The sequence below is a fragment of the Stenotrophomonas sp. VV52 genome (genome assembly GCF_002893095.1).
Lineage (GTDB): Bacteria > Pseudomonadota > Gammaproteobacteria > Xanthomonadales > Xanthomonadaceae > Stenotrophomonas > Stenotrophomonas aracearum.
In genome coordinates, this window is record NZ_PKQQ01000001.1 from 694,831 (window position 1) to 720,029 (window position 25,199).

17 protein-coding genes and 1 pseudogene are annotated in these 25,199 nt (G+C 67.3%); 12 read left to right on the forward strand and 6 right to left on the reverse strand.

The window, feature by feature from the left end; genetic code table 11:
* Window positions 1–81 precede the first annotated feature (81 nt).
* Complete coding sequence (locus tag C2U58_RS05605; protein WP_343125463.1) at window positions 82–2,385, forward strand: GH92 family glycosyl hydrolase; 2,304 nt, start codon at window positions 82–84, stop codon at window positions 2,383–2,385.
* A 6-nt stretch (window positions 2,386–2,391) separates the two neighbouring features.
* On the opposite strand, the gene C2U58_RS05610 is transcribed toward C2U58_RS05605, so the two are convergent.
* Window positions 2,392–3,120 carry an SOS response-associated peptidase family protein gene (locus C2U58_RS05610; RefSeq protein ID WP_102944906.1) on the reverse strand — a complete coding sequence of 243 codons (729 nt, stop codon included), beginning with the start codon at window positions 3,118–3,120 and terminating at the stop codon, window positions 2,392–2,394.
* 94 nt (window positions 3,121–3,214) lie between these two features.
* Here C2U58_RS05610 and C2U58_RS05615 point away from each other — a divergent pair, with 94 nt between their 5' ends.
* Complete coding sequence (locus tag C2U58_RS05615) at window positions 3,215–4,012, forward strand: helix-turn-helix transcriptional regulator (RefSeq protein ID WP_102944907.1); 798 nt, start codon at window positions 3,215–3,217, stop codon at window positions 4,010–4,012.
* Between the two features lie 296 nt (window positions 4,013–4,308).
* Here the strand turns inward: C2U58_RS05615 and C2U58_RS05620 are convergent, their stop codons facing one another.
* Both C2U58_RS05620 and C2U58_RS05625 read right to left on the reverse strand, forming a co-directional pair.
* Window positions 4,309–5,211, reverse strand: coding sequence for a sel1 repeat family protein (locus C2U58_RS05620; RefSeq protein ID WP_146033411.1), 903 nt, complete (start codon window positions 5,209–5,211; stop codon window positions 4,309–4,311).
* 162 nt (window positions 5,212–5,373) lie between these two features.
* The gene (locus tag C2U58_RS05625; RefSeq protein ID WP_102944909.1) at window positions 5,374–6,606 is read right to left on the reverse strand and encodes an MFS transporter; all 1,233 of its coding nucleotides are present in this window, start codon (window positions 6,604–6,606) and stop codon (window positions 5,374–5,376) included.
* 235 nt (window positions 6,607–6,841) lie between these two features.
* Here C2U58_RS05625 and C2U58_RS05630 point away from each other — a divergent pair, with 235 nt between their 5' ends.
* Both C2U58_RS05630 and C2U58_RS05635 read left to right on the forward strand, forming a co-directional pair.
* The gene (locus tag C2U58_RS05630) at window positions 6,842–7,264 is read left to right on the forward strand and encodes a DUF2231 domain-containing protein (RefSeq protein ID WP_102944910.1); all 423 of its coding nucleotides are present in this window, start codon (window positions 6,842–6,844) and stop codon (window positions 7,262–7,264) included.
* The gene (locus tag C2U58_RS05635) at window positions 7,261–8,622 is read left to right on the forward strand and encodes a sorbosone dehydrogenase family protein (protein ID WP_102944911.1); all 1,362 of its coding nucleotides are present in this window, start codon (window positions 7,261–7,263) and stop codon (window positions 8,620–8,622) included. The genes C2U58_RS05630 and C2U58_RS05635 overlap by 4 nt, the downstream gene beginning before the upstream one ends.
* A gap of 65 nt (window positions 8,623–8,687) precedes the next feature.
* Here C2U58_RS05635 and C2U58_RS05640 read toward each other — a convergent pair whose 3' ends face one another.
* A complete protein-coding gene (locus tag C2U58_RS05640) occupies window positions 8,688–9,359 on the reverse strand; it encodes a hypothetical protein (RefSeq protein WP_146033412.1) in 672 nt (223 codons plus the stop codon).
* 153 nt (window positions 9,360–9,512) lie between these two features.
* Here C2U58_RS05640 and xth point away from each other — a divergent pair.
* From xth to glgX, 8 genes and pseudogenes are all read left to right on the forward strand, one after another.
* Window positions 9,513–10,295 (forward strand): annotated as a pseudogene (xth, locus tag C2U58_RS05645) (exodeoxyribonuclease III); the annotation flags it as partial.
* Window positions 10,296–10,624: 329 nt separating this feature from the next.
* On the forward strand, window positions 10,625–12,190 hold the full coding sequence (glgA, locus tag C2U58_RS05650; RefSeq protein WP_102944914.1) for a glycogen synthase GlgA: 1,566 nt from the start codon (window positions 10,625–10,627) through the stop codon (window positions 12,188–12,190).
* The gene (gene glgB, locus C2U58_RS05655; protein ID WP_102944915.1) at window positions 12,187–14,424 is read left to right on the forward strand and encodes a 1,4-alpha-glucan branching protein GlgB; all 2,238 of its coding nucleotides are present in this window, start codon (window positions 12,187–12,189) and stop codon (window positions 14,422–14,424) included. Before glgA ends, glgB begins: the two co-directional genes overlap by 4 nt.
* Window positions 14,421–16,160 carry a malto-oligosyltrehalose trehalohydrolase gene (gene treZ / locus C2U58_RS05660; RefSeq protein ID WP_102944916.1) on the forward strand — a complete coding sequence of 580 codons (1,740 nt, stop codon included), beginning with the start codon at window positions 14,421–14,423 and terminating at the stop codon, window positions 16,158–16,160. Before glgB ends, treZ begins: the two co-directional genes overlap by 4 nt.
* Window positions 16,157–18,073, forward strand: a complete 1,917-nt coding sequence (locus C2U58_RS05665) for a 4-alpha-glucanotransferase (RefSeq protein WP_102944917.1) — start codon at window positions 16,157–16,159, stop codon at window positions 18,071–18,073. Before treZ ends, C2U58_RS05665 begins: the two co-directional genes overlap by 4 nt.
* The gene (gene treY, locus C2U58_RS05670) at window positions 18,070–20,577 is read left to right on the forward strand and encodes a malto-oligosyltrehalose synthase (protein WP_102944918.1); all 2,508 of its coding nucleotides are present in this window, start codon (window positions 18,070–18,072) and stop codon (window positions 20,575–20,577) included. The genes C2U58_RS05665 and treY overlap by 4 nt, the downstream gene beginning before the upstream one ends.
* Before the next feature lie 10 nt (window positions 20,578–20,587).
* Window positions 20,588–20,752, forward strand: a complete 165-nt coding sequence (locus C2U58_RS05675; protein WP_102944919.1) for a DUF2934 domain-containing protein — start codon at window positions 20,588–20,590, stop codon at window positions 20,750–20,752.
* A complete protein-coding gene (gene glgX, locus C2U58_RS05680; RefSeq protein WP_102944920.1) occupies window positions 20,749–22,869 on the forward strand; it encodes a glycogen debranching protein GlgX in 2,121 nt (706 codons plus the stop codon). Before C2U58_RS05675 ends, glgX begins: the two co-directional genes overlap by 4 nt.
* Window positions 22,870–22,893: 24 nt before the next feature.
* Here the strand turns inward: glgX and C2U58_RS05685 are convergent, their stop codons facing one another.
* Both C2U58_RS05685 and C2U58_RS05690 read right to left on the reverse strand, forming a co-directional pair.
* Entirely contained in the window at window positions 22,894–24,117 is a 1,224-nt protein-coding gene (locus C2U58_RS05685) for a patatin-like phospholipase family protein (protein WP_216362386.1), read from the reverse strand.
* 71 nt (window positions 24,118–24,188) lie between these two features.
* Window positions 24,189–25,121 carry a LysR family transcriptional regulator gene (locus C2U58_RS05690; protein WP_102944921.1) on the reverse strand — a complete coding sequence of 311 codons (933 nt, stop codon included), beginning with the start codon at window positions 25,119–25,121 and terminating at the stop codon, window positions 24,189–24,191.
* Window positions 25,122–25,199: the final 78 nt, after the last annotated feature.

A 25,199-nucleotide genomic window follows, 5' to 3' on the forward strand; every position in this document is an offset into this window, starting at 1 on the left:
CCAATGCTAGGATCGATCCACCTTGTATCGATCTAAATCCAAATGACCAGAGCGGCGGCAACGGGGTGGGTAGCATTGGCCATGGGCGCCATGCTGGCAGCAGGAGGCGCCACTGCGGCGCCACAGACCGCAGGCGAACGCGCCTACACCGCGGTCGATCCGTTCATCGGCACCGGTGGCGAAGGGCATACCTACCCGGGCGCCACGGTGCCGTTCGGCATGGTCCAGCTCAGCCCCGACACCCGCATCCAGCCGCGTGAGAAGGCCTACGACTGGGCCGCCGGTTATCGTTACGACGACAGCAGCATCGTCGGCTTCTCGCATACCCACTTCTCCGGCAGCGGCCATTCCGACCTCGGCGACGTGCTGGTGATGCCGTTCACCGGCGACCCCGGCCTGGAGCGCGGCGATCCGGAGAAGCCCCGCAGCGGCTACGCCTCGCGTTTCGACCACAAGGACGAAAAGGCCGAGCCCGGCTACTACGCGGTGACCCTGCAGGACTACAAGGTCCGCGCCGAACTCACCGCCAGCGCCCGCACCGGCGTGCACCGCTATACCTACCCGAAGGGCGAGTCGGCCAAGCTGCTGCTCGACCTGCGCACCAGCCTGTACGACTACCCGGGCAAGATCTCATGGTCGCGGCTGCGCGTGCGCGACGACGGCACCATCACCGGCTTCCGCGAAACCCGCGGCTGGGCGCCGGGCCGCCAGCTGTATTTCGCGATGCGCTTCTCGCGCCCGCTGACCGGACACGCGCTGCACAACACCGAGAAGGACATTCCCTACAAGGGCTTCCCGCCGCCGGGCCAGAACGATCCGACCCAGCGCGCACAGATTGAAGGTCGCCAGCTGGTAGGCACGTTCGACTTCGGCAAGCTCGATGCACCGCTGGTGGTGAGCGTGGCGATTTCGCCGGTCAGCGAAGCCGGCGCCATCGCCAACCTTGAAGCCGAAGCCAAGGACCAGGACTTCGACCGCATCCGCGCCGACGCCCGCACCCAGTGGCAGCAGGCGCTGTCGGTGCTGGACATCGAGGCACCGCAGCACGATCGCCGCAGTGCCTACACCGCGCTGTACCACAGCCTGCTGGGGCCGACGCTGTTCATGGACGTGGACGGCCAGTACCGCGGTTCGGACAACGCCGTGCACCGCGCCGAGGGCTATACCAACTACTCTACGTTTTCGCTGTGGGACACCTACCGTGCACTGCACCCGCTGCTGACCCTGGTGCAGCCGGAACAGCGCACCAGCGACATGGTCAATTCGCTGCTTGCCCACCAGCACAACAGCCCCTACGGCATGCTGCCGGTGTGGGCGTTCCACGGCCAGGAAACCTGGTGCATGATCGGTTACCACGCGGTGCCGGTGATCGCCGACGCGTACGTCAAGGGCATCCGTGGCTTCGACGCCGACAAGGCGCTCAAGGCGATGGTCGCCACCGCCAACTACGGCCCCTACGACGGCATCGCGCAGTACCGCGAACTGGGCTGGGTGCCGATCGACGAAGAAGGCGAGGCCGCCAGCAAGACGCTGGAATACGCCTTCGACGACTGGACCATCGCGCGCATGGCTACGGCCATGGGCAAGAACGACGTCGCCACCGAGTTCGACAAGCGCGCCACCAACTGGCGGCATGCCTTCGATGGGGAAACCGGCTTCATGCGCGCCCGCAAGCGCGACGGCAGCTTCCGCACCCCGTTCGATCCCAGCGCCAGCGGCTATGGCACCGACTACACCGAAGGCAACGCCTGGCAGTATTCGTGGTATGTCCCGCAGGACGTGGCCGGCCTGGCCGCTGCACACGGCGGCGCCGACAAGCTGCTGGCGCGGCTGGACGCGGTGTTCGACGCCAAGGTCGACCCGTCGATCTTCGAGCACATGGAAGACATCACCGGCCTGATCGGCTGGTACGCGCACGGCAATGAGCCCAGCCACCACGTGGCCTACCTGTACGCGCATGCCGGGCAGCCATGGCGCACCCAGGCCCGCCTCAAGCAGATCATGGACACCCAGTACGCGGACCGTCCCGATGGCCTGGCCGGCAATGACGACCTGGGCCAGATGTCGGCGTGGTACGTGTTCACCGCGCTCGGGTTCTATCCGGTCGCCCCGGGCAGCGCCGAGTACATCATCGGCCGCCCGTTCCTTCCCAAGGCGGTGTTGAACCTGCCCAACGGCAAGACCTTCCGCATCACCACCGACGGCATGGGCAAGGGCCACGAGTACGTCGGTTCGGTCACGCTCAACGGCAAGCCGCTCAACCGCACGTTCCTGCGCCACGCCGAGATCATGGCCGGTGGCGAACTGCACTTCACCCTGCAGGCCGACGCCAACACCGCGTGGCCGGGGCAGGGCGCCGAGCAGCCGTACTCGATGTCGCACTGACGTCCTTCAGCTGTCTTCGTCCCACCCATCGCCGTCCCCGTCTTCCGGGGGCGGCGATGGCGTTTCCAGGTCCGGGTCGACCGGTTCCAGCAGGGTGTAGTCGTCGCGCTTGAGGTCGCGGAAGGCGCGCCCTACCGGGTAGGCCTCCAGTGCGGGCGAGGGCACGTGCAGGCCGGCGGGCGTGGTGATCGCGCCGGACAGCCAGTCCATCGCCTGCGCTGCGGAAAGGAACACCGGCCCGTCCGGGGTCAGCGGTTTGGGAATGGCCCGGTTGGGCGCGGTCAGCACGGTAAAGCTGTCCAACTGTAGGCCGTCGCCGTCCTCCCAGTGTTCCCACAGGCCGGCCGCGAGCAGGGCAAGCCCGTCGTGTCGTTGCACGAACAGCGGCCACGGCGGGCGGCGGCTGCGGTCGAGTTTGTAGTAGCCGGACAGCGGCACCACGCACGGGCGTTCGGCCCACGCCTTGGCAAAGATCCGGCTGGCGGGCGCGCGGTCGAGACGGGCGGTAACGGTGGTGTAGGTCGTGCTCGGTGTCTTCGACCAGCGCGGGACCAGGCCCCAGATCATCTCCGCCACATGCAGCACCCCGTCGCTATCGCGTGCGAGGACCGACGCGGGCGAGCCCTTGCCGATGTTGTAGCGGTCCGGCGCGGTCGCCAGCGCTTCAGCCAGCTCGCGCGGCAGGCCTTCGGGGACGGACTCGGGTTCGGCGATGGCCTGTGCGAAGCGACGCATAAGCCCAGACTAGGCGGCGGAGCGTGAGCGCGTGGTTGAGCCGGACCGGGGTCGGCGCTAGAGTCGGGGCGTGGTTGTTTCGCGATACCTGCCCATGCCGCGTCGAAAAAAAGACATTCCGCCTGCAGACAGCGCAGGCCAGCGCCTGCCGTTGGGACCCGAGTCGGCGGTGCTGTGCCGGGCGCGCGACTACGTGGCCGGCACGGTGATTGCCTTGCACCACCATCCGGACCGCCACCAGCTGGTCTACGCCGCCTCCGGTGTCCTGGTGGTGCAGGCCGGTAGCGGGCGTTGGGTGGTGCCGAGCACGCGTGCGATCTGGATGCCGGCGGGCATCGGCCACAAGGTCAGCTGCATCGGGGCAGTGCGCATGCGCAGCCTCTACGTCCAGCCGCAGGCCATGCCGGATGCGCCGACAACGGCGGCCACTGTATCGATCACGCCACTGCTTGCTGAGCTGGTCGCAGCGGCGGCAAACGTGCAGCAGCCTTACGCGACGAACTCTCGCGACGGCCACCTGATGCAGCTGATCCTGGACGAACTGCAAACGCTGCCGGTGCTGCCGCTGCACGCGCCCGAACCGGCCGACCCGCGCCTGCAACAGATCGCCCATCAATGGGAAAGCACGCCCGACGATGCGTCAACGTTGCAGGACTGGTCCCACCGTCTTGGCGTGGACGCCAAGACCATCCAGCGTCTGTGTGCACGCGAACTGGACATGACCTTCGGCCAATGGCGCCAGCAGATCCGCCTGGTCCGTGCGCTGGAGCGGCTCGCGCATGGCGAAAAGGTGATCGACGTAGCCCTGTCGCAGGGCTACGCCAGTCCAAGTGCGTTTACCGCGATGTTCAAGAAGCGCTTCGGGCAATTGCCGAGTCAGTTCTTCCAGTGACGCGGCTGTGCCGATTTCCTTCGAAAGTCTGGCGGTACGTAGCGCAGTGCGTTGCGTTGCAGACCATATAGGATGTCCCCGTGGCGAACATCCAAAAGGGAACGTCATCGACAGGTGCCCGCATGCTCTCAAGGAATTGCTGCGTCAAGGGATCTATGTAGGGCGCTTGGACGAGGCAACCATTGTCACAATGGATCGGCCCCCGCTCCCAGGCATACAGAATCGAGCACGTCGTCGCTAGAACCAGCGCAATCACTATGGTCGCAAACACGCGGGTCTTCCAGCTCCCACTGCGTTTACCGGCAACATTCATCATGAATCATCTTTCCTTTCGTGTGTGAGTGTTGAAGCTCCTGCGGGGTCAGCCGTTTCCTGATTTCCTCCATTCTTGTCGATGACACAAACCGCGGTTCCACCCTGGCCGCAACCTGGTAATAGGCGTACGCGGCTACGAGGTCTTGATCGGCAAGCACGCCGATCCGGTACGCATCGCCCAGGTGGATGAGTGCATCGATACTTCCGTCGGATGACGCAGCCTTCAGGTACTTCATCGCCGTGGCTTTGTACTGTTTGATGGCATCGGGGTCTCGAAGCATGTCCGCCGGGCTTCCGAGGGTTGCCTCAGGGTCTGACACGTAGAGAAGTTGCGCGCCGACATGACCCTGTTCGGCGGCAAGGGAGAGCCATTCGGATGCGGAGTCGTAGTGCTCTGCCGACAGGCTCCTGCAGTTCTCGTAAGTAGCTTGGCGAACGGCGGAAGCGCCTTCCTTGTCGAAGCGCTTCATCATTCCAGCACACTCGCGGAGTTTGAGATGGATCGCGTAGGACGCCTTCGCCTCGCCTCCAAGCGCAGCCGATGAGAGGTCTCGCACTACGCTTGCCGCATCCCCGTCGGGAACACCTCCCATGTCGATGAAGGTATATGCGCGGCCCGTCAAGGAACGGGTAGTGATGCCATTTCGCAGATTGCGATTTTTTGCCCTGGCTGCGCGATCCATGCCTTCGGCGGCCGAAGCCGGATTCGACTGCACCGCTGCAGCCTTCCTGACCTGGCCTGCGCTTGGCGCGGGGATTGAGTCGTCAGCGCATCCAGCAAGAAGCGCGATGCAGAGTGCGAGCGCTGTCGAGGTCAGTTGGCCAAGCTTCATACGCTCGCACTGATCGGCGAGCAGCGGCATCGCCGCGCAGAGGGCATCCATGCAGAGCTCCAGAAATCCATGCAACCGCATCGGCGATGCGGTGTGGACTAGAGTCTATGGATCCGGACATGGGGTCCAATTGATCTTCGCGATGCATCCTGGAGCAGCGCAATACGCGATCAATGATGTTGTAGGACCTAGCGTCAGGCTTGGGAGCCGCGCCTACTTCATCGAGGTCTTCGGCAGGAATGCGGTCGCCAATCCAAGCAGCGGCAGGAACGAAGTCAGGTGGTAGACCCACACGATGCCGTGGATGTCGGCGAGCTTGCCGAGACCGGCGGCGCCGATGCCGCCGATACCGAACATCAGGCCGAACATCAGGCCCGAGACCATGCCGACGCGGCCAGGAACGGCTTCCTGCGCGTACACCACCAGCGCGGCGAATGCGGAGGACATCACCAGGCCGACGGCGACGGCGAGAATGGCCGTGCCCATCAGGTTGGCGTAGGGCAGGGCGAGCGCGAACGGGGCCACGCCCAGGAACGAAATCCATATCACCGCCTTGCGGCCGATCTTGTCGCCCACGGGGCCGCCCATGAAGGTGCCCAGCGCGATGGAGGCCAGGAAGATGAAGAGATACATCTGGCTCTGCTGCACACTCAGGTGGAAGCGTTCGATCAGGTAGAAGGTGAAGTAGTTGGTGATCGAGGCGATGTAGACGAACTTGGCGAACATCAGCACCGCCACCACCGCGATCGCCTGCACGACCTTGCCGCGGCTCAGGCCGATGCCATGCGAACGCGCCAAGCTGTTCATCTTGGCCTGGCCGTGACGCACGGTCCAACCGGTAAGGCGGAACAGCACGAAGATGGCGACGGCGGCGATCAGCAGGAACCAGCCGATGGCACGCTGCCCATGCGGGATCACCACTGCAGCGGCAAGCAGCGGGCCGATGGCCGAGCCGGTGTTGCCGCCGACCTGGAACGTGGACTGGGCGGTACCGAAGCGGCCGCCCGACGCCATCCGTGCGACGCGCGAGGCCTCCGGGTGGAACGTCGCCGAGCCCACGCCGACCACGGCGGCGGCGAGCAGCAACATTTCGTAACTGTTGGCCATGGCCATCATGCCGATGCCGACGAAGGTCGCGACCATGCCCGAGGGCAGCAGGTAGGGCATGGGTCGCTTATCGGTGTACATGCCCACCCACGGCTGCAGCAGCGAGGCGGTGAACTGGTAGACCAGCGCGATGGTGCCGATCTGGCCGAAGCTCAGCTGGAACTGGCTCTTGAACATCGGGTACACGGCGGGCAACACCGCCTGGATCATGTCGTTGAGCAGGTGTGCGAACGCAGCGGCACCGACGATGCGGATCGCAAAGCCCTGCTGCGCAGGTTCGGTGACGGCGGGCACTACCGGGGCAACAGGGGAGGCGGACGGCGGAGTTTCTGGGCGCATGGGGGCAATCAACAGCAGCAGCGATCCCGGTCGGCAGCACCGACCCGGACCCGTGGGGAAGGGTAGCGGCAAAGCGTAAGCCCGGCGCTGGCGGCCGTCTCGCGCGATACGGACGGCCATCGTCGCATTCAGGACATTGCGAGGCTGTGCCGGATCTGGCGTCCTGCATCCATAAGGCCGTCACGCTGCGGCTGGCACGATGGCAGGCGTTTCGCCCCACTACAGGAGACAAACCGTGGCCTCAACTGCCGTCGTGACCCGCCACTGGGTCATCCATCCGTTCCATGCCGCCGTGCTAGGCGGCGTGCTGCCGCTGTTCCTCGGCGCGCTGCTCGCGGACTACGCGTACTGGAACACCTATGAGATCCAGTGGAGCAACTTTGCGTCCTGGCTGCTGGTGGGGGCCATGGTGATGACGACCCTGGCGCTGTTGTTTGGCCTGCTCGGGCGTCTGCGCGGCAGCCGCAATGGCTTCTACGTGATCGTGCTGGCGGCGACCTGGATCGTCGGCTTCCTCAATTCGCTGCACCATGCGCGCGATGCGTGGGCGATCATGCCCGGCGCGCTGGTGTGGTCGGTGATCGTCACCGTGCTCGCACTGATTGCCACCTGGCTGGGCTTTGCCAGCGTCCGTGTGCGCGTGGGAGGTGCCCTGTGAACCGCGCGTCCACGAAGATCCTCGCCGTCTCCGCACTCGCGGTGGCGCTGGCCGCCTGCAGCGGCAAGGCGCCGGAGCTGCAGCAGCTCGGTGGCAATCCGGAACTGCCCAAGCCGCACCGCGCGGTAATGCCGGACATGACCATCGCCAAGCCGACCCCGTGGGGCGACAGCGTGCCTACGGTGCCGGCCGGCTTCAAGGTGTCGGCAATCGCCACCGACCTGGCGATACCGCGTCAGACCCTGGTGCTGCCCAACGGCGACATCCTGGTGGCTGAAGGGCGCGGCGGCAGTGCGCCGAACCTGAAGCCGAAGGATGTGATTGCCGGCAAGATCAAGGCCAAGGGAAACACCCAGGTGAAGAGCGGCAACCGCCTGACGCTGCTGCGAGATGCCGACGGCGACGGTGTGTATGAGCTGAAGACGGTGTTTGCCGACAAGCTCAACGCGCCGTATGGCCTGGCGTTGGTAGGCAATGCGCTGTACGTGGCCAACCAGGACGCGCTGGTGCGCTTCGATTACGCCGAAGGCCAGACCAAGGCCAGTGGCGCGCCCGTGAAGGTCACCGACCTGCCGTCGGCGATCAACCACCACTGGACCAAGTCGCTCGCGGCCAGCGAAGACGGTACCAAGCTCTATGTGGGTATCGGTTCGAACAGCAACATCACCGAGCGCGGCATGGCGGTCGAGCTCGACCGCGCCCAGGTCTGGGAGATCGACGCGCAGACCGGCGCGCACCGGCCGTTCGCCACCGGTATCCGTAATCCCACCGCGCTGGCGGTGCAGCCGGGCACCGGCACGTTGTTCGCGGTGGTGAACGAGCGCGATGAGATCGGCCCGAACCTGGTGCCGGATTACCTGACCTCGGTCCGCGAAGGCGGCTTCTATGGCTGGCCTTACAGCTACTGGGGCAAGAATGTGGACACCCGCGTGATGCCGCAGAACCCGGAAAAGGTCGCCTCGGCGATTGCGCCGGACTACGCACTGGGGTCGCACGTGGCCGCGCTGGGCGTTGCGTTCTCCAACCCCGCGGTGGGTGGAAACTTCACCGACGGCGTGTTCGTGGGCCAGCATGGCAGCTGGAACCGCAATCCGCCGGTGGGCTACAAGGTGGTGTTCGTGCCGTTCCGTGACGGCAAGCCGTCCGGGGAAGCGATCGATTTCGCTACCGGGTTCCGCACGGATGAAGGCAAGACCCGCGGCCGCCCGGTGGGTGTCACGGTGGATCCGCGTGGCGCGGTGATCGTGGCCGATGACCTGGCCAATACGATCTGGCGGATTACGCCGGCGGCGGGGGCTGTGGCGCCGGCACCGGCTGCTGCGCCTGCACCGGTTACGCCTGCGCCTCCGGCGCAGTAAGCGGTGGGATGACGCGCCTGCGGCACGAGTCGCAGGCGCGTTGGGTAAGCCACGCAGGGCGTGGCTCAGCGAATCCACCGAACGGCTTTCAACGCCGCCGCCAACTTTTCCTTGGCCTCATCATTGCTGAAAGGCGGCACCTTCGGCGGGTCATACACTTCCGGTCGCGTCCCGGCCACCACCAGGTCAATTGCATAACAGCGCCCGTCCTGCACGGCCCGGTAGCTCTCCGCCGACACGTAGTGGCTCATCGCCGCATCGCCGGCGCTGAAGTGGGTAAACGGTACGCCGTCGATCTGCACGGTGTCGGCCTTCCCGGTTGCTTCGGCTGGCAGGTCCAGGCATTGCTTCACCGCGCTGGCATCGTCACTGCGCCCCAGCCGCAGTTCGGCGGCGGTGACCTCGTTGGAGCCCTCCAGCACCAATGCCGCCAGCGGCATGCCTTTGCTGTCGGGCTCCGCGAACAGCTTCCAGCTGTCCAGCGCCAGGTAGCTGCGGGTGAAGTCGCGGCGCACCTGCATGCCCGGAACCGCATCCAGCGCAATGCCTGGCGCGTCTTCCGCGAACACGGGCGCCACGGTTGCAGCCTTCTGCTCCGTGACCGCGACCGCCTTGGCGGCACCCGAATCGGCGCCGCTCGGCGGCGCGACAGGCGCAGGATCCGGGCTGCGACCGCACCCGACCAGGGGACTGGCCAGCAGCGCGACCATCAACGAGGTGCGCAGGGAGGTGTGCATGCGGAGCTCCATGGAAGGCGGACGCAGCCAGCATGCGCCTGGCTGCGTTGCAGGGGGTGAACACCGATGTCGGCGGGACGACCGCGTGAGCTGGACGTTGACGCGCACGTGCGACGGGCGGCGGATACTGATGCCACGCAGAAGGAGCACGCCATGGGCCGCCGCAAGCGACTGAAGATCGCCACGTTCAATGTCAACGGCATCAAGTCCCGCCTGCCGCATCTGCTGGCCTGGCTGGAACGGGAAAAGCCTCATGTCGTGGCACTCCAGGAGCTCAAGGCCGCGCAGGACAGCTTTCCCGAGAAGGAGATCCGTGACGCCGGCTATGGCTGCATCTGGCACGGCCAGCGCTCATGGAACGGCGTTGCGCTGCTTGCCCGTGGGCAGGACCCCATCGAAAGCCGGCGCGGCCTGCCGGGCGACCGCAGCGACGACCAGAGCCGCTACCTGGAGGCGGCTGCGCACGGCGTGCTCGTGGGTGGCCTGTACCTGCCCAACGGCAACCCGCAGCCGGGACCGAAGTTCGACTACAAGCTCAAGTGGATGCAGCGGCTGCACAAGCACGCTTCCGGGCTGGTCGGGTTGCCGCACCCGGTCGCCCTGATCGGCGACTTCAACGTGGTACCGACAGACGCCGACATCTACGATCCGAAATCCTGGCGGCGCGATGCCCTGCTGCAGCCGGAGGCGCGCGAGGCGTATTTCAACCTGCTGGCGCAGGGCTGGACCGACAGCCTGCGCCAGGTGCATGGCCAGGCGCAGATCTTCACTTTCTGGGACTACTTTCGGCAGCACTACGAGCGCGACCGCGGACTCCGGATCGATCATCTGCTCGTGAACCCGGTGCTTTCAGTCGGCCTGAAGGACGCCGGCGTGGACCGTTGGGTGCGCGGACTGGAAAAGGCGAGCGACCACGCGCCCACCTGGATCGAGGTGCTCGCGCCGCAGTCGTGAGACTGCGATGACACTTCTGCTCACTGTGTGAAGCCTTCAGGTTCCGTCGCGAATCAGGCGCTGCGCGAAGTCCCATATGCCGCGAGGTGATGTGCAGATGGGATATTCGAATCACCGCATGCACGCACAGCTGCGCTTTCCGGCGCAATCTGGGCTTGTAATCCGGTCAAGTCACGAAGCTGTCGCAACGGGTTCACACGTTGTTTATTCGGCACGCAGGTAGATTCCAATCAGGGCCCACGCCCCGACAGCTTGCGGCGCAATGCCGATGAGCGGTTCCCCCACCGCGTTACACCTCTGAGATTGCCCCCATGTCGCCTCCGCGTCTGTCCGCTGTTCCTGCGATTCCGCTCGTGCCCGCTGCCGACAACGGTGAACGTGGCATCCGTGTACGGCGTGCGCCGAAGCTGCGCGCGGTCGAGGGCGGCGCCCCGACCGTCACGGCCCGCATCGAGCGTGCACGGCGGGTACTGTTCGTCACCTCCGAAATGGCCGACTACATCAAGGCCGGCGGCCTCGGCGACGTAGCTGCCTCGCTGCCGCGTGCGCTGCGCGGTCGCTCGGACGTGCGTGTGTTGATTCCCGGCTACGACGATGTGATCGCCCGTGCACCCGACCTGCGCCTGGTCGGACGGGTGCCGGCGCGTGCCGGCATTCCCGCCTGCGACATCGGCGAGGCGACCCTGGCCGATGGCCTGCCAGTGCTGGTGCTGGTCTGCCCGGAGCTGTACCAGCGCGGCGGCAGCCCGTACGTGGACGGCGCCGGCCAGGACTGGAGCGACAACGCGGTACGTTTCGCCGCCCTGTCGCGCGCCGCCGCGGTGATCGCCTGCGGCAGCGCCGGGCTGGGCTGGCAGCCGGAGCTGCTGCACCTGAACGACTGGCCGTGCGCACTGGCGGCCGCGTATCTGCGTTGGTACGGCTCGGACGTACCGGCGCTGCTGACCATCCACAACCTGGCATACCAGGGCCTGTTCCCGATTGAACTGGCCGAGGCGCTTGGCGTTTCCCCGGAACAGGCGGAGAGCATCCTGTTCCACGGCAGGCTGTCGTTCCTGCAGGCGGGCATCGTGCATGCCGACCAGGTGAACACGGTCAGCGTCAGCTATGCGCGGCAGATCACGGGCCCGGAGCAGGGCTGCGGCTTGGACGTGCTGCTGTCCGGACACGCCGCGAGCGGTCGCCTGAGTGGCATCGTCAACGGCATCGACAATAGTTGGGACCCGCGTACCGACCTGCACCTGACCGAGCACTTCGACCTGCACCGTTGGGAAGGCCGCGTGGCCAACAAACGCCGCGTGCAGCGCGCGCTCGGCCTGCCGCATGGCGATGGCCCGCTGTTCGCGGTGGTGTCGCGGCTGGTGCACCAGAAGGGGTTGGACCTGAGCTGCGCGGTGGCGCACCAGATCGCCGCTGCAGGTGGACAGCTGGCGATCATCGGCGATGGCGACCCGCGCATTGCGGCCGAGGTGGCGACCCTGTCGCGCCGGTTCCCGTCGTCGGTGGGCGTGTTTGCCGGGTTCGACGAAGCGCTGGCCCGCAAGATGTTCGCCGGCGCCGACTTCCTGCTGATGCCGTCGCGCTTCGAGCCGTGCGGGCTGAGCCAGATGTATGCACAGCGGTTCGGCTGCCTGCCGATCGCGCATGCCACCGGTGGCCTGATCGACACGATCGAGGACGGCGTCACCGGGTTGCTGTTCGATTCCGCAGACGCCGACTCGCTGCGCCGCTGCGTGCAGCGGGCGTTCCGGACCTATCGCCTGCCGGGCCTGCTGTCTGCGATGCGTCGCGCCGCGATGTTGCGGCCAAGCAGCTGGGAGCAGGCCGGGTCGCATTACCTGAATCTGTACGACCGCGCGATGGAGCAGCGCGCATGAGCGAGGACGCACTGAACCTTCGGGATGCGGTCACCCCTGACGATGCCGGCATGCCGGAAGTATCGCCGCAGCCGCTGGAAACGGCGCTGCTGCCCCTGTTGGCGGGCAAACCCTGCGATGCGTTTGCCGTGCTGGGGCCGCACCGGGACGTTAGTGGCTGGCGGCATACGGTGTACCTGCCCGGCGCGCGCCAGGTAGAGGCCCAGCTGGCAGAAGGCGCCTGGCGTGCCATGCAGCAGGGGGCCGCCGAAGGCCTGTTCCAGCTCCGGACCGGACAGCGCGGCACCGGGCTGCTGCGCATTCAATGGCCTGATGGCACCCAGGAAGTCGAAGACGCCTACGCGTTCGGTACCCAGCTGGATGACGGCGAACTGCAGCGGTTGCGGGACGGCAATCCGGACGCGGTTCGCCGTTCGCTGGGTGCGGTCACGGCAACCTGCGAAGGCGTGCCCGGTGTGCGCTTTGCGGTGTGGGCGCCCAACGCCAGCCGGGTGGCCGTGGTGGGCGACTTCAACAGCTGGGATCAACGCCGTCATCCGATGCGCCTTCGCCATGATGCAGGGGTGTGGGAATTGTTCCTGCCGCGTGCGAAGGCCGGTGCCCGGTACAAGTTCGCACTGACCACGGCCGACGGACAGTCCGTGGTGCTCAAGGCCGACCCGTTGGCACGCGCGTGCGAGCTGCCCCCGGACACCGCGTCGCGGGTGTCGGCACCGTGCGCGCATGTCTGGAAGGACGCAGCGTGGATGGCACACCGTGCGCTGGCGCCCGGGCAGGCCATATCGGTGTACGAGGTGCATGCCGGTTCCTGGCGACATGACGCCACCGGCACCCCGCTGGACTGGAATGCCTTGGGCGACCAGCTGATTCCCTACGTCACCGGCCTGGGCTTTACCCATATCGAGCTGCTGCCCGTGAGCGAGCATCCATTCGGCGGGTCGTGGGGCTACCAGCCGCTGGGCCTGTATGCGCCGACCGCGCGCTATGGACGCCCGCAGGATTTCGCCGCGTTCGTGGACCGCTGCCATGCTGCCGGGCTCGGGGTCATCATCGACTGGGTGGGCGCCCATTTCCCGACCGATGCCCATGGCATGAACCGGTTCGACGGCACCGCCCTGTACGAACACGATGACCCCCGGCTCGGCCTGCACCCGGACTGGAATACGCTGATCTACAACTACGGCCGCGCCGAAGTGGCCGCGTTCCTCATCGGCAGCGCGCTGGAGTGGATCGACCGTTTCCATGTGGACGGCCTGCGCGTGGACGCTGTCGCGTCGATGCTGTACCGCGACTACAGCCGCGCGGAGGGTGAGTGGTTGCCGAACGTCAACGGCGGGCGCGAGAACCTGGAAGCCGTGGCGTTCCTGCGCCAGCTGAACGACGCCATTCGAGCGCGCTTCCCGGACGTGCTGGTCATGGCCGAAGAATCGACGGCGTGGCCGGGTGTGACCGCACCCACTGCAGCCCAGGGGCTCGGCTTCACCCACAAGTGGAACATGGGGTGGATGCACGACACGCTGGCCTACCTGCACCGTGACCCGATCCATCGCGCCCACCACCACGGCGAAATGACCTTCAGCGCCATCTACGCCTTCAGCGAGCGCTTCATCCTGCCGCTGTCGCACGACGAGGTGGTGCACGGCAAGGGTTCGCTGCTGGCGAAGATGCCGGGCGACCGCAGCCAGCAGTTCGCCAACCTGCGCGCCTGCTACGGTTTCATGTGGGCGCACCCGGGCAGCAAACTGCTGTTCATGGGCGGCGAATTCGCACAGCCGGCGGAGTGGAACCACGACGCCGCGCTGGACTGGGCGGCCGCTGCCGACCCGGCGCATGCCGGCATGGCGCGACTGGTGGGCGACCTCAACCGCCTGCTGCAGCAGGAACCCAGCCTGCGCCTGGCCAACGACAGTGAAGCCGGCTTCGAGTGGAGCGTGAGCGACGACCACCGCAACAGCGTGCTGGCGTTCGTCCGGCATGCACCCGACGGCCAGGGCCGCTCCACCCTGGTGGTGTGCAACTTCACCCCGGTGGCGCGGGATGGCTACCTGCTCGGGGTGCCGTCCGCCGGCGAGTGGTCGGAGATTCTCAATACCGACAGCGCGCACTACGGCGGCGGCAACGTGGGCAACGCGGGCTGCGTGAGCACCATCGAGCGGCCCATGCACGGCCATGCGCAGAGCCTGCCGCTGACCCTGCCGCCGCTCTCGGTGATTTACCTGCAGGCGGCCGAATGAGCGTAGCCGTTCCGCGATGGGGCGCCCACGAAGGCGGGCAGGGGCAATGGGAATTCGCAACATGGGCACCGGTCGCGCAGTCCCTGGAACTGCTGCTGGACGGTGAAGCGCTGGCGATGCAGCCGGCGGGTGGCGGCTGGTTCCGGCTGTCCGCACCTGCCTCGGCGGGCATGCACTATCGTTTCCGGATCGACGGCGAACGGACGCTGGCCGACCCGGCGTCGCGCTCGCAACCGGAGGGCGTGTTCGGGCCGAGCGCGCTGCTGCGCGACGACTTCCCCTGGCAGCGCACCGAATGGCGCGGTCGGCCGTGGCGCGAGGCGGTGATCTACGAAGTGCACGTCGGCGCGGCTGGTGGCTCCTACGCGGCGGTGCGCGAACAGCTGCCGCAGCTGGCCGCGCTGGGCATCACCGCCATTGAGCTGATGCCGGTGGCGACCTTTCCCGGTACCCGCAACTGGGGCTATGACGGGGTACTGCAGTACGCTCCCGCAGTGGCCTACGGCACGCCGGATGACCTGAAGGCGCTGGTCGATGCGGCCCATGGTCATGGACTGATGGTGCTGCTGGACGTGGTGTACAACCATTTCGGTCCCGATGGCAACGTGCTGCCTGCACTGGCGCCGGCGTTCTTCCGTGAGGAAGTGCGCACGCCCTGGGGCGCGGCGGTGGATTTCCGTCGCCCGGAGGTGCAGCAGTACTTCATCGACAATGCGCTGATGTGGCTGCAGGAATACCGCTTCGACGGTTTGCGCCTGGATGCGGTGCACGCCATCGACCCGCCTGCATTCCTGGACATCCTGCGTGAGCGCGTGCACAGCGCGCTCCCGGATCGGGAGATCGCGCTGGTGCTCGAGAACGAGCGCAACCAAGCCTCGCTGCTGGCTAGTGGCTACACCGCGCAATGGAATGATGACTTCCACAACGCGCTGCACGCGCTGCTGACCGGTGAGAGCGAAGGCTACTACCGTGACTTCGCCGATGACCCTTCGGAACGGTTGCGCCGCGTCCTGGCCGAGGGGTTTGCCTGGCAGGGTGAGGTGAATGGCAGCGGCCAGACGCGCGGCGAGCCCAGCGCTGATGTGTCGCCGCGCCAGTTCGTGCTGTTTGCACAGAACCATGACCAGATCGGCAACCGCGCGCAGGGCGAGCGCCTGATCCAGCTGGTGGGGCCGCGCAAGGCGGCGCTGGCGATGGCGCTGACCGCGTTGACCCCGATGATTCCGCTGTTTTTCCTGGGCGAGCCATGGGGCGCGCACTCGCCGTTCCTGTACTTCACGGACCACCGCGCGCCGCTGGACGAACAGGTGCGGGAAGGTCGCCGCAGTGAGTTCGCTCATTTCAGCAGTTTCCGGGACGAGCAGCGACGTTCGCTCATTCCGGATCCCAATGCGCTGGAAACGTACGCGCTTTCGCGTAGCGTGTGGCCATCGCCGGATGACAACGACGCAGCGACCTGGCTCGAGGGATTCAAGAGCCTGCTGGCCGTTCGCAGGGCGCACCTGGTGGCGGAAGGGGAGGTGCATGCACTGGGTGCCGACATCATTGCACCGGGCGCACTCCGTGCCGGCTGGCAGGTGCCGGGCGCGCAATGGTGGATCGGGTTCAACAGCAGTGATGCGCCGGTTGCCCTCGAGCTGCCGCAGGGCAGGGAAGTCTTTCGACTCGGTGCGCCGTGCCGCGATGGGCAGCTGGAGCCCGACGGCCTGTATGCCGTCGTCGTGGAGGCCGCATGAACAGTGCCCCCTCGCTGGCTGACGTAGCCGCTGCCGCTGGTGTGATGGTCGATTGGACCGATGTTGCGGGGATGCCGCAGCGGGTGGACGACCACGCCCTGGCGGCCATCCTTGAGCGTCTGGCGTTGCCGGCGGCGACCTCGCTGCAACGGCGCGATGCACTGCACGCCCTGGCGGTGCGACACCAGGCTGGCGTGCTGCGGACCGCCATCGTGCGCGAAAGCGTTGCGGTCGGACCGGTCGACTCGGCCTGCGTGTGGGTGCATGAAGACGGCAGCAGCGAGTCCACGCGGACCGACGCGGGCGGCCGCGTGGATGCGCCTGCACGTCCGGGCTACTGGACCGTGGCCTGCGCCGGCGTGGTGCAGCGGGTGGCGGTGGCGCCGGTGCGTTGCTTCGGCGTCACCGATGCCCTTGGCGCGGATGCACGCGCATGGGGGCTGGTGCTGCAGCCCTACGCTGCGCGCGGGGAACACGACGCCGGTATCGGCGACACCGCCGCCTGTGCAGATTGGGCCGTGCGCGTGGCCGCGGCAGGCGCTGACGCAATGGCGCTGGGCCCGGTGCATGCGGCCAACGCGGTGGGTCAAGACTACAGCCCGTACTCGCCCGGTGACCGCCGCTACCTGGAGGCGCTGTACGCCGCGCCGGTGCAGGCGCTGGGAGAAGTTGCGCTGCGGGCGCTGGATGAACACCCGGTGCTGCGTGCGGAGCTGGACCTGCTGCGCAACGCGGAGCTGATCGACTGGCCTGCCGTGGCCTCTGCCAAGTGGTCGTGGCTGTCCGAAGTGCAGCGCGCCGTCGCGGGTGATGTCGCGACCGCGCAAGCACTGCAGCGTTTCGAACACGAAGGCGGCGCGGCATTGGCCGCGCACGTGGACTTCATGCATGCACGCCTCGCACTGCCCCGGTCACTGTATGTATTCGGTCAGTGGCTGGTGACCCGCGGCTGGCAGCAGGCGCAGTCCCAGGCGCTTGGAAGCGGCATGCGGCTCGGGCTGATCGCCGACCTGGCAGTGGGATTCGACCCCGCCGGCGCAGAGGCCGCCGCAGGCGCCGACGCCTGCCTGCGCGGTCTGGTTCTGGGTGCGCCGCCGGATGCGTTCTGTGCCGGCGGGCAGGTGTGGGGCGTCAGCAGCTATTCCCCCTCCGGGCTGCAGGCGCAGGGCTATGCGCCGTTCATCGCGCTGCTGCGCGCGGTGATGCGCGACCGCGGTGGGATCCGGGTCGACCATATCCTGGGCTGGCAGCGCCTGTGGGTCGTGCCGGAGGGCGCCGATGCCGGGCAGGGCGCCTACCTGCGCTACCCGCTGCAGGATCTGTTGAACATCGCGGCGATCGAGTCGTGGCGGCATCGTTGCATCGTGATCGGCGAAGACCTCGGCGTGGTGCCACCCGGCATCCGCCAGACCCTGGCCACGCGAGGCGTGATGGGGATGGATGTGCTGGCGTTCACCCGCGACGAGACCGGCCACTTCCTGCCTGCGGCGGACTGGCGCGCGGATGCGGTGGCGATGACCGGCACCCACGACCTGCCGACGCTGGTCGGGTGGCGGCGAGGCCTGGACCTGGCCTGGCGCCACCGGCTCGGCGAGCTTGACCAGCCAGGCCTGGGGCAGCAGCTGTCTGCGAGGGCGGCCGACGTGGCCCTGCTGGACACGGCGCTCGGCGTGGAACGCGCGGAGCCGCAGGATGGGCGCGGCGCGGCACTGGCGTTCGTGGCATCCGGTCCCAGTGTGCTGGCCTTGCTCCCGGTGGAGGACGCACTGGGCCTTGCCGAGCAGGTCAATCTGCCGGGCACGGTGGGGACGCATCCCAACTGGCGTCAAAGGTTGCCGCGTGACGGTCATGAGGCGGTGCTGGCCGATTCGACGGCGCGCTTCGCCGCTGCACGTTCGAGGGTGCCCGCATGACGCCCGTTCGCGCCACCGTGCGGCTGCAGCTGCATGCCGGGTTCACCCTCGCCGATGCAGCGCGCCAAGTCGACTACTACGCCGCGCTGGGCATCAGCCATCTGTATCTCTCGCCGATCTGGCGTGCGGTATCGGGCTCCACGCACGGGTACGATGTAGTCGACCCGACGGAAGTCAATCCGGAGCTGGGGGGAGAGGCGGCACTGCGTGCACTGTCGGCCACTGCACGCGCGCACGGCATGGGTTTGGTGCTGGACATCGTACCGAACCACATGGCCGCGCACGCCGACAACCGCTGGTGGTGGGACGTGCTGCTGCACGGTCAACGCAGCGGCTGCGCGCACTGGTTCGATATCCAGTGGAACGCGCCGCTGGCGGAGGGCAGGGTGCAGCTGCCCGTTCTCGACCGGCCGTTGCAGGATGCGATGTCCGACGGCGTGCCGCAGGTCGACCGCGACGGTAACGGCGATGCGCCGACGCTGCTGCATCATGACAGCCGCCTGCCGCTGGCTGGCGCAGGTGCGCCTGATCTGGCGAGCGCCGATATCCCTGAACTCCTTGACGCCCAGGCCTACCGCCCGATCTGGTGGCGCCTGGGCGATGACCGCATCAACTACCGGCGCTTCTTCACCATCTCCTCGCTCGCCGGGCTGCAGGTGCAGCACGACGATGTGTTCGAGACCGTGCATCGACTGCCGCTGGCGCTGCTGGCCGAAGGCGTGGCCGATGGCCTGCGCGTGGATCACGTGGACGGGCTGGCCGATCCGCAGGCGTACCTGCAGCGCCTGCGTGGCGCGATGGATGCAGCCTGCGCGGGTCGCGAACATCCGCCTCTGCTGTGGGTGGAGAAAATCCTGGCGCCCGACGAAGAACTGCCCCCGGAGTGGATGTGCGACGGCACAACCGGCTACGATTTCATGGACCAGGTGTCGGCCTGGCTGCACCAGCCGACCGGCGAAGCGGCGCTGGCCGCACACTGGCAGGCACGCAGTGGTCGCCCCGCCAGCTTCGCCATCGAAGAGCGGCTGGCACGGCAGGAGGTGCTGGAGCGCGGCCTGCGCAGCGAGTTCGATGCCGTGCTGCGCCACCTGCTGGGCATGGAGCGCGACACCGTCGCCGCCGATGCCCGCTGGGGGCGCGCTGCGATGGCGCGTGCCTTGACCGCGCTGCTGGTGCGCTTCCCGGTCTATCGCAGTTACGCCAGCGGCCACGGCAGCAGCGAGGGCGACCGCCGGTGGTGGTCGGAGGTGCTGGACGCGGTGGTACGTGAAGAACGACCGGATACCGCACTGGCCGCACAGTGGATCGCGGCGCGCTTCTGGGCGGAGGTCGCAGATCCTGCCCGCGACGCGCTGCGCGTGCGGTTCCAGCAGTTGAGCGCGCCCCTCAACGCCAAGGCGGTCGAAGACCGCGCGTTCTACCGTTATGGCGTGCTGCTTTCTCGCAACGAAGTGGGCAGCCGCCCCGACCAGTTCGCGCTGTCCACCCGCGCCTTTCACACCCGTGCGCTGATGCGGGCGCACCGGAACCCGCAGGCGATGCTGGCCACCGCCACCCATGACCACAAGCGCGGGGAAGACAGTCGCGCGCGGCTGGCGGTGCTGTCCGAGCACCCGCAGTGGTGGACGCGGCAGACCCGGACCCTCGAGCGGACCGCGAAGCGGATCGGACTGCGCCTGCCGCCCGCGCCGGTCGCCCAGATGCTGTGGCAGACCCTGGTCGGCGCGTGGCCGGTACAGGGCCTGGCAGAGCCGGTCGCCTTCTCCGCGCGCATCCTGCAGTGGCAGGCCAAGGCGATGCGCGAGGGCGACCTGTGGTCCTCGTGGACCGATCCGGACGCCGGCTTCGAAGCGCGGCTGGAAGCGTTCACCCATGACCTGCTCTCGCATCGCGCCGCGGCCCCCGTGCGTCGCGTGCTTGAACAGTCCGTGCTGCACATCGCGGCCGCCGGTGCGCGCAACGGGCTCGCACAGCTTGCGCTGCGCCTGACCCTGCCGGGCGTGCCCGACCTGTACCAGGGCACCGAGGGATGGGATCTCTCGCTGGTTGACCCGGACAACCGTCGTCCGGTCGACTACGCCCAGCGGCGCGGATGGCTCGCCGACCCGCGCAGCTGGCCGCAGCTGCTTGCGCAGTGGCAGGACGGCGCGGTGAAGGCGCGCCTGTTGCGCCTGTTGCTTGAGGCGCGTCGCGAGCAGCCAGCACTGTTCCGTGACGGCGACTACCAGCCGCTGCATGCGGATCGGGAGGTGCCGATGCTCGCCTTCGTTCGCAGCGGTGCGGGCGCACGCCTGCTGGTGACCGTGGCCCACCACACCGGCGCCGAGCCGGCCCGCGTGGGTGCGGCCCTGGGCGACGCGCACTGGCGCGGCGCAGCGTTGTCCGTGCCTCCCGGACGCTACCGCAATCTCCTCACCGGCGCAGAATTCACAAGCGACGGTGCCCCCACGCGACTGCGGCAGCTGTTCCACGGCAGCCCGGTAGCGATCTACTCGACCTGGTAAGAGCACGACGATGGACGACGAACAGAAGGCAGCGCGAACCCGGGAACTTGCCCGCCAGATATGGGAAGCCGAAGGCCGCCCGGACGGACATTCGGCCCGCCATTGGCACATGGCCGAGCGGTTGGTAGCGGCTGAGGTGGAAGCGGCGCAGTACGACCAGGAGTCGAGCCGATGAGCCGTGCCAGTGGCGCCGCGCACTCGCGGGTCAAGGCCGGTCGACCGTATCCGCTGGGGGCTACCTGGGACGGGCTGGGGGTCAACTTCTCGCTCTACAGCCGGCATGCCACGCGGGTAGAGCTGTGCCTGTTCAACGAACGTGGCCGCGAGATCGAGCGGATCACCTTGCCGGAATACACCGACGAGATCTGGCACGGTTACCTGCCGGACGCGCGTCCCGGCCAGCGCTACGGCTACCGCGTGCATGGCCCCTACGCGCCGGACGCCGGTCACCGTTTCAACCCCAACAAGCTGGTGCTGGATCCGTACGCGAAGCAACTGGTGGGTCAGATCAAGTGGGCCCCGCACCTGTTCGGCTACACCATTGGCCACAAGGACAAGGACCTCAGCTTCGACCGTCGCGACAGTGCGGGCTACATGTCGCGCTGCGTGGTGGTGGACCCCGCCTTCACCTGGGGCGCGGATCGTAGCCCGGCGGTACCCTGGGACCGCACGGTGATCTATGAAGCGCACCTGCGCGGTCTGTCCATGCAGCACCCGGCCGTGCCGGAGGCTTCGCGCGGCACGTTCTCGGCGCTGCGCTCGGAGGCGGTCACCGATCACCTCAAGCACCTGGGGGTCACCGCGCTGGAACTGCTGCCGGTGCACGCGCACGTCGACGATCAGTATCTGGTGGACAAGGGGCTGAAGAACTATTGGGGTTACAACACCCTGGGCTTCTTCGCGCCGGATCCGGTGTTCATGTCGACCAGCACCATCGCCGAGTTCAAGCAGATGGTGGCAAGCCTGCACAACGCAGGCCTGGAGCTGATCCTGGACGTGGTCTACAACCACACCGCCGAGGGCAACGAGCTCGGCCCGACCCTGTCGTTCAAGGGCATCGACAACGCCAGCTATTATCGCCTGGCAGAAGACCGGCGTTACTACATCAACGACACCGGCACCGGCAATACGTTCGACCTGACCAATGCCGGTGCGCTGCGGATGGTGATGGACTCGCTGCGCTATTGGGTGCAGGACATGCACGTCGACGGCTTCCGTTTCGACCTGGCTACGATCCTCGGCCGTGAGCGCGCGGGTTTCGATGCGTCCGGCAGCTTCCTCGATGCGGTGCGGCAGGACCCGGTGCTGAGCCAGGTGAAGCTGATCGCGGAGCCGTGGGACATCGGCCCTGGCGGCTACCAGCTGGGCAACTTCGCGCCGGGCTGGGCCGAGTGGAACGACCGCTTCCGTGACAACCTGCGTGCGTTCTGGAAGGGCGACGAGGGCCAGTTGTCCGAGTTCGCCACGCGGCTGATGGGCTCTGCCGACCTGTTCGACCACAACGGGCGGCGACCTGCAGCGTCGGTCAATTTCGTGACCGCGCATGACGGGTTCACCCTGCACGACCTGGTCAGCTACAACGACAAGCACAACATCGAGAACGGCGAAGACGGGCGCGACGGCAGCGACCACAACATCTCCTGGAACCACGGCGCGGAAGGCCCCACCGACGATCCCGGGATCCTGGCGCTGCGCCGTCGTCAGATGCGGAACCTGCTGGCCAGCCTGCTGCTGGCGCAGGGCACGCCGATGCTGCTGGCCGGCGATGAGTTCGGCCGCACCCAGAACGGCAACAACAATGCGTATTGCCAGGACAACCCGATCAACTGGATCGACTGGGAACGGGCGGCGAGCGAGGACGGGCAGCAGCAGTCGCAGTTCGTTCGCCGCCTGCTGGCCCTGCGCCGACGCTATCCGCAGCTGCGGCGGAGTCGGTTCCTGGATGCGCGCGACGGCCAAGGGGCCGATGCCGCACATTGGCTGCGCCCGGACGGGCAGCCGATGCAGGAGGCGGACTGGCATGAACCGCAGCATCGCGCGTTGATGCTGCAGCTGCCGGCGCTGCCGCACGACGGCGAATCAACCGTGGTCGAGTCCACCCAGCTGTTGTTGCTGGTCAATGCGGCAGCTGAAGGCCAGGCATTCGCGCCGCCAAGCGCCGACAACACCCCGTGGCGCCTGCTGATCACCTCAGTGGACGACACGCCGGTGCAGCCCGACGAGCATGGACAGTGGCATCTGCCGGACCGCGCGATCGCGCTGTTGGCCAGCCGCGTAGGCAGCGGCCAGTAACGGTGAGGTACAGGCGCCTGGCGATCAGGGATCGTCGCCAGGCGTCATTCCGGGTGGGCGGGACAGCCACACCGGTCCCGCGCGGGCGCGTTGGTAGCCCAGGTCATACAGCACCTTCATCTGCACCGGATTGAAGCTGGTCGCCTCGGGCAAATCCAATGTCGAGTCGATGGTGACCCAGGCAAAACGCGCCCGGTCGCGGCGGGCGTAGGCGTACTCGCGGAACAGGTCGCCGATCATGCCCGCGCGCCCGGCCACTTCGATGGTGCGGAACGCGATGCCGCGCAGCGAGCGTTCGGCCGGGTCGGACGCTGCGGCGAGCTGGCCGTTGTGGATCATGTAGGTGTCGTAGGTGGCGGGTGCCCGCGATACGCGGTTGTAGATCTGCTGGGGATCAATGATGCCGGCATGCAGGAAGATGTTGGCGGCGACGAAGCCGTCCACGTGCATCTCGTCGTAGCGTTTGCCGTGGGCCTCCACTTCGATCAGCACCGGTGGGAATGCAATCGGAATCGAGGCGGAGGCCAGCATTACCCGGCGGAACAGCGCGAGCGCCTCGGGAGACTCGCGGGTGGCGATCAACCCCATGTTCCAGACCACGAAGTGGCGCGAATCGAGGTCTGCGGTGCCCATGTACAGCCGTCGCCCTGCACGGTGCTCGGCGGCGATCTTCCGCAGCAGAGGTGCGTCGATGGCACGGGCGATGAGCGCCTCCAGCGGTGCCGTATTCGCAAGCGACTCGCGGCGCAGCAGTGCCATCAACGGATTGCCGGCACTGAAAACATCCGCGTCGGATGTGGTGGTGTAGAAGCGCCGCAACGCCGCGTCGTAGTCCGGGCCGAGGAAAGCATAAGGCGCCATCAACGCCCCGGTCGAAACCCCGGTGACGATCTTGAACGTCGGCCGGGTGCCCGTTGCGGTCCAGCCATTGAGGAACCCGGCCCCGAATGCCCCATTCGCGCCCCCACCTGACAGCGCAAGGTGCGGATAGTGGATGCGTCCATCGCCACCCACCGGAAAGTCGTCCGGCCGCTCATCGCGGATCGAGCGTTCAAAATCCAGTTCCATGTCGCGATTCGGCCGCCCCGCCCAGCCCCGCACATCGGGCATCCCCGGCACGGCCGCCCAGGCAACCTGATCGGCGGGCACGGGGTTGCGGGGCAGGGTGGCGCACCCGGCCAGCAGCAGGCAGCCCAGCAGGAGGGCCAGGCAGGCAGCAACGCGGGAGCGGGCAGTGGGTGCGTCCACGCAGGGAGCGTGGCACCCCGACGGTCGGCCGGTCCACAGTAAAACCCGCAGGGCGTTTGGTGTGGATCGCATCACGTGTCGGCTGCTTCATCCCAGTACGCAGGTGACCCAAACCCGTCCAACAGGAATGCCGTCACTTCGCGCACCTTGCGTGAGCGCAGCTTGTTCTCGGGGGACAACAGCTGGATGTAGGAGCTCTCGACGCTTGCAGAGCCTTCCCACGCGCCGAGCAATGGCACCAGCTGCGTACGCTCAAAGCTGCCTTGTCGATACAGCCAGCTGGGAAACAGCACCACACCGCGACCCTCCATCGCGGCGTCCAGCAACACCTCTGCGTTGTTGCTGCACAGTGGGCCGCTGACGTTGATGCCCTCGAACGGGGCGTCAGCGTCCTGCCGGAAGTACCAGCGCTGGGTGCCGAACTGGCCCTTGTAGAGCAGGCAGGGGTGATCCAGCAGGTCGGCGGGTGTTTCCGGTACGCCATGCGCGGCGAGGTAGGCCGGGCTGGCGGCCACGATCTGCCGTTGCGCGGCCACTGTGCGCCCGATCAACCCGGAGTCGACCTGCGCTCCGATCCGTACCGTGATGTCCACGCCTTCCTGCACCGGGTCGATGAAGACATCGGTGAGCTGCAGTTCGACATCCAAGCCGGGGTGCTCGGCCTGCAGCGCGCCGATCAGGCGGGCCACGTGCAGGCGGCCGAACGCTTCAGGGGCGTTGATCCGCAGCCGTCCGCTCAGTGCTCCCTCGTTGTGGCCCAGATCGTCCACCGCCGCATCCAGCAGGTCGATGGCTTCGCGGGCCTGCTGATGAAAACGTTCGCCTTCTTCGGTCAGCCGCACCGCGCGGGTGCTGCGGTAGAACAGCTGGTGGCCCAGGTCCTTTTCCAGTCCGGCGATGAAGCGCGACACCGATGACGCCGGTACCCGGAAGTGGCGGGCGGTAGCCAGGAAACTGCGGTTGCTGGCCACCATCAGGAAGTAGCGCAGGGCCTTGAGCTGCATCGGCTGGGCTCCATGATTGCGATTTGCGCAATTGTGATTTGACGATTGGCCGGATTGTAGCTCCATCAGCATCTACCT